Annotated in this window: 5 protein-coding genes; 1 reads left to right on the top strand and 4 read right to left on the bottom strand. The window is 63.3% G+C overall.

Annotation, left to right across the window (positions count from 1 at the left end; genetic code table 11):
• From Q0L57_RS05535 to Q0L57_RS05520, 4 genes are all read right to left on the bottom strand, one after another.
• Window positions 1-502, bottom strand: a 502-nt coding sequence (locus Q0L57_RS05535) for an ATP-binding cassette domain-containing protein (protein WP_296739216.1), incomplete at its 3' end; no start/stop codon positions are given.
• Window positions 503-665: 163 nt separating this feature from the next.
• Window positions 666-1,661 (bottom strand): ABC transporter substrate-binding protein, encoded by a 996-nt coding sequence (locus tag Q0L57_RS05530; RefSeq protein ID WP_296739213.1) that lies wholly within the window; start codon window positions 1,659-1,661, stop codon window positions 666-668.
• 314 nt (window positions 1,662-1,975) lie between these two features.
• Window positions 1,976-2,974 (bottom strand): aldo/keto reductase, encoded by a 999-nt coding sequence (locus tag Q0L57_RS05525; protein ID WP_296739210.1) that lies wholly within the window; start codon window positions 2,972-2,974, stop codon window positions 1,976-1,978.
• Window positions 2,975-3,019: 45 nt separating this feature from the next.
• Window positions 3,020-4,525: a UxaA family hydrolase gene (locus Q0L57_RS05520; protein ID WP_296739207.1), complete on the bottom strand. Its 1,506-nt coding sequence runs from the start codon at window positions 4,523-4,525 to the stop codon at window positions 3,020-3,022.
• A gap of 274 nt (window positions 4,526-4,799) precedes the next feature.
• On the opposite strand from Q0L57_RS05520, the gene Q0L57_RS05515 reads away from it, so the two are divergent.
• Window positions 4,800-5,258 (top strand): GntR family transcriptional regulator (locus Q0L57_RS05515; RefSeq protein ID WP_296739204.1); only part of this gene is annotated, 459 nt, incomplete at its 3' end.

Genomic DNA, 5,258 nt, shown 5'->3' with positions numbered 1-5,258 from the left:
CGGCGGCGATCAGTTGCTGCTGGCCGATGGTGAGGTCGCCCAGCACGACATGCGCGGGCAGGTCGAAGCCCAGGCCGTCGATGATCTTCTGCGCCTCCTTGACCATGGCGCGCTGCTGCAAGAGGCCGAAGCGTGAATTTTCCTCGCCGAGAAACATGTTGGCGGCGACGGTGAGGTGGCGGCACAACACCACTTCCTGGTGCACGGCATTGATGCCGAGCGCCATCGCCTCATGCGGGGTGGCGAGCGCCTCGGGCCTGCCTTCCCAGATGACCTCGCCCGTGGTGCGCGGCATGACGCCGGTCAGGAGTTTTATGAGAGTCGACTTGCCGGCGCCGTTCTCGCCGACGACCGCGTGGATCTCGCCCGCCTTGAAGGCGAGGTTGACGGGCTTCAGCGCATGCGTGCCGGGATAGCGCTTTTCCAACCCTCTCAGCTCGAGGATCGTCCTGCCGGGCTCCAGCGTGGGAGGCGGATGCAGTTCCTGCGCCGTCGACGTCATGACAATCCTCCCAGATTGATCTCAACCGTTGGGCACGCAGCGATGCGTCTTTGAACGCGCATCTTGAAAGCGAAGCCTAAAGCAAGCCGGCGAATTTCCAAGCCCGTTCGCCGGGGGTGTTTCCGGGGCGACAAGGCCCCGGAAATAAATGGCGCCGAAAATGCTACTTGAGCTTCGGGTTGAGCAGCGCGTCGATCTTCGGCTCTTTCATGTTGGCCTTGGTGACCAGGTTTGCGCCGGTATCGACATTGGCCTCTACCTTCTCGCCCTTCGAGGCGGCGAGCGCGGTCTTGATGCCGTCATAGCCCATCCGGTACGGGTCCTGGACGACGAGGCCGGAGATGACGCCGTCATTGAGGAACTTGATCAGCTTCTCGTCGCTGTCGAAGCCGATCAGCGCCACCTTGCCACCGAGCTTGTTCTCGGCGATGGCCTGTCCGACGCCCTGTGCCATGATCAGGTTCGAGGCGAAGATGCCCTTGAGATCCGGATTGGCCGTGATCAAGTCGGTCGCGATGTTGAGGCCGGTGGTAGCCTGGCCGTCGGCATACTTGTCGGCGATAAGCTGAAGGCCGGGATACTTCGCCTTGAGTTCTTCCTTGAAGCCCTGGGCGCGCTGCTCGAGCGAGCCGGCGCCGGGCAGCGCGGTGATCAGCGCAACCTTGCCCTCGACCTTGCCGCCATTGGCGGCGCCGATCGCAGCGGCCAGACCGTCGGCCGCGACACGGCCGCCCTGGACGTTGTCGGTGGTCAGGAAGGACGTGAAGGCCTTGGAGTCGGCGCCGGAATCGATGCCGATGACCTTGACCTTGGATGCCGCCTCGTCGATCGGCTTGCCGAGCGCCTTGAACTCGGTCGGCGAGATGACGATGGCAGCGGGGTTGCTGGCGACGGCGTTTTCGAGGATCGATATCTGGCCATTGACGTCGGTCTCAGCCTGGGCACCGAGCTCCGGCACATTGACGCCAAGGTCCTTGCCGGCCTTGCGCGCGCCGGCCAGGACGATCTGCCAATAGAAGGACGTGGTGTCCTTGACGATGATCGGGATAGTCACGTCCGCGGCAGAAGCGGGCGCGGAATGCATGACGCCGGCGAGCATCGAAGCGGCGGCCAGAGCCACGAAGGCGCGGCGGTTGAGAAGGCTGGTCACGAATTTCATTAGGTTCCTCCCTAAAGTCGCCCGGTGAAGGTTGCGGAAGCTCCATCTGGGTAGGCGCGGGCCAAACAGAACTTTATCAATAAAAAACATTTACCGCATTTTGATAGGGCATCGGTTTGGCCGATGCAAGCGGTGTTTGGTGCCGTTTGCGTGATGCCGAGCGAGCGCGATCTGCGTTGCTGGCTCCTCCCGCGTAGCATTCGGGTGCTTCCGTTCCTCCTCCAGCTATGGAACAATGGTTCCATTGTTCTGTCAATATGGAATATTCATTCCCTTCGACAAATCGCACGATCGTGAACCCGAGACTCCTCCAATCAGCCGAGGTTCTGGACGATCGTGTAGGGATCATATTTCGCAAACTCGCCTGGTGGTATCTTTACGTCGAGCAGTTCGAGGTTGCGCGTCAGATTGGCTGGCTTGGCCGTGCCGGTCAGTACCGAGGCGACGACCGGCTCATGCAGCGGAAACTGGAACGCCGCGGCTGCCAGCGGATAGCCGCCTTCACGGGCAATCTCCTGCATCGCGCCAACGCGGTCGAGGATGTCCGTGGTCGCCGGCAGATAGTCGAAATGCGCGCCTTCGACAGGGCCGGTTGCCAGGATGCCCGAATTGAAGACGCCGCCGATGATCAGCGAGGTCCGCCTCTCACGGCAGAGCGGCAGCAGTTCGGCGGCGGCGCTGCGGTCGAGCAGCGAGTAGCGACTGGCGAGCAGAATGCAGTCCAGTGGTGCGCGCTTCAACACGTCGAGGCAGATCTGGACCTCGTTGACGCCGAGGCCGTAGGCCGCGATCGTGCCCGACAACTTCAATTCCTCGAGCGCCTTCAATCCGCCTTCCATCAGCTGGCGGAAATGCAGCTTCGTCTTCTCCACGCCATGCGTGTAGACGCCGATATCGTGGACGAACAGGATGTCGATCCTGTTGAGGCCGAGCCGCGCGTAGGAGAACTCGACCGAGCGCATGATGCCGTCATACGAATAGTCATAGTCGAGCGCGAAGGGCAGCGGATCGATGTAGGAGTGGTCAGGAACCTGATCTTCCGGCACTGGGCGGAACAACCGGCCGACCTTGGTCGAGAGCACATAGGAGGAGCGCGGCTTGTCGCGCAGGAAATCGCCGGTGCGGCGCTCCGAAAGGCCGAAGCCGTAAAAGGGCGCGGTGTCGAAGTAACGCAGCCCGGCGTTCCAGGCGGTCTCCAGCGTCGCCATCGCCGCTTCCCGAGGGCAGGCGCGATAAAGTCCGCCAATGGCCGCGCCGCCGAAGCTGATCTCCGTGACGTCGAGCGCGGTCGTGCCGATCCGGCGCTTGTTCATCGAAGCCTCCCCTATGCCGTTCGACCGGCCTTGTCCTGACGATATCTAGAGCGTCGCGCCGAGATGCCAGGGGACGAACTCGTTGTCGCCGTAGCCGAACGCCTCGCTCTTGGTCTTGTGGCCGGAAGCCGTCTCGATGATCAGTTCGAAGATTTCGCGGCCCATGCCGGCGATGGTCTTCTCGCCCGAGGCGATGACGCCGCAATTGACGTCCATGTCCTCTTCCATCTGGTGATACATGGTCGAGTTGGTGGCCACTTTGATCGACGGCGTCGGCCGGCAACCGAAGCAGGAGCCGCGGCCCGTGGTGAAGACGATGACGTTGGCGCCGCCCGCTACCTGTCCCGTGGCCGATACCGGGTCGTAGCCAGGGGTATCCATGAACACCAGGCCGCTGCCAGAGACCTTCTCGGCATAGCCGAAGACGCCGTTGAGCGGCGTCTGGCCGCCCTTGGCGACAGCGCCCAGCGACTTCTCCAGAATGGTGGTCAAGCCGCCGCGCTTGTTGCCCGGCGAGGGGTTGTTGTCGATCGAAGCGCCATGCTTGGCGACATGGTCCTCCCACCACTTCACATAGCTGTCGAGCTTGGCGGCGATTTCGGGCGATGCGGCGCGGTAGGCAAGCAGGTGCTCGGCGCCGTAGATCTCGGTCGTCTCGGACAGGATGCCGATGCCGCCGCAGCCGGCAAGGATATCGACGGCCGCGCCCAGCGCCGGATTGGCGGTGATGCCCGACATGCCGTCGGACCCGCCGCATTGCAGGCCGACGACGATCTCACTCACCGGGATCGGTTCGCGCTGCAGCCGACCGACCTCCTCGGCGATCTCGGCCAACACACCCATGGCCTTCTCGACGGATTTGCGCGAGCCGCCGGCCTCCTGGATGTTGAAGTGGCGCTTGCCCGCGGCGACGCCTTTCTGTCCGTAAAGGGTGAGCTGGTTGACCTCGCAGCCCAGGCCCACCATCAGCACGCCGCCGAAATTCGGGTGGCGGGCATAGCCGGCGAGAGTGCGATGCAGCACCATCATGCCGTCGCCGGTGGCGCTCATGCCGCAGCCCTGGCCATGGACGATCGGCACGAAACCGTCGATGCCGGGGTATTTCGGCAACAGCGTCCGGTTGGCTTCGTCGGCGATGGCGTGACATACGGTCGACGAGCAATTGACGCTGGCGACGATGCCGATGAAGTTGCGGGTGCCGGCGCGGCCGTCCGGGCGGCGATAGCCCATGAAGGTGCGCTTGCGGTCGGCCTCGGTGGCGTGCTCGGCCTCGCTCGGCGGCACCACGGGCAGACGTCCGCTCTCGAAGACCAGATTGTGCGAATGGACATGCTCGCCGGGCGCGATGGCCTGAGTGGCGCGACCGATCGCCTGCGCGTATTTGACCACAGCTTCGCCGGCGGCGATCGGCTTTATCGCGACCTTATGTCCGGGCTCGATGACCGCCACCGCGACCGCGCCGCCGGGCAACGCCGTGCCGATTTCGATGCGGCCATTGGCGACCGCGACGTTGTCGGCGGGTGAAAGGAGGATGGTATTGGCAACTGTCACGGGCGGCTGTCCTGGGTAATCCTGGGAGTGCGGGCGGATTGACAAGCGCCCGTTTGAAGGTAATGTCTTTTATCGTGAAAAAACATTTTAGCGTCAATTGTTTTTTCACCGGGGTGGCGTTCGCACCTCTCAGGTGCGCGGTTACCCCGCTCGGCAAGCCGGCGAAAAACATTCCCGTTTTCGAATGCTTGCGTTAGGAGCACCATCATATCGCGCTTCCGGCCAGCAGTAGCAAGCGCCGGGGAAGACTGGCGCCGGGAATACGGGGCAGGGCATGTCGAAGAGCAACAATGTCTACAAGGACGCCTTCAACAGGTGTCTGAGACTGCTCGACGAAACCAAGAGCCTGCCCTCCGAGCCGGAGCTCGGCGCGCTGCTCGGGGTCAGCCGCACAACGGTGCGCAGCATACTTTCGCGCATGGAAGAGACCGGGCTGATTGCCTGGGACAAGCGCAACAAGACGGTGCTGCGGCAGCCGAAGCCCGAGGATTTCTTCCCCGAGGAGGAAACCGATTCACTGGCCGAGATCATCGAGCGCTCGTTCATGCGCCGGCTGCTCGCCGGCGGCGCCGAAGCCGGCATGCAGATCAACGAGCTCGAGCTGGCGCGCGAGATCGGCGTCGGCACCACCAGCGTGCGCGAATTCCTGATCCGCTTCTCGCGCTTCGGGCTGATCGAGAAGCGGCGCAACAGCCATTGGGTGCTGAAAGGGTTCACACGCGCCTTTGCGCTC

The organism is Mesorhizobium sp., assembly GCF_024509055.1.
Taxonomy (GTDB): Bacteria; Pseudomonadota; Alphaproteobacteria; order Rhizobiales; family Rhizobiaceae; genus Mesorhizobium.
The sequence above is the reverse complement of the archived record's forward strand: the minus strand, read 5'-3'. Positions and strand labels throughout refer to the sequence as shown.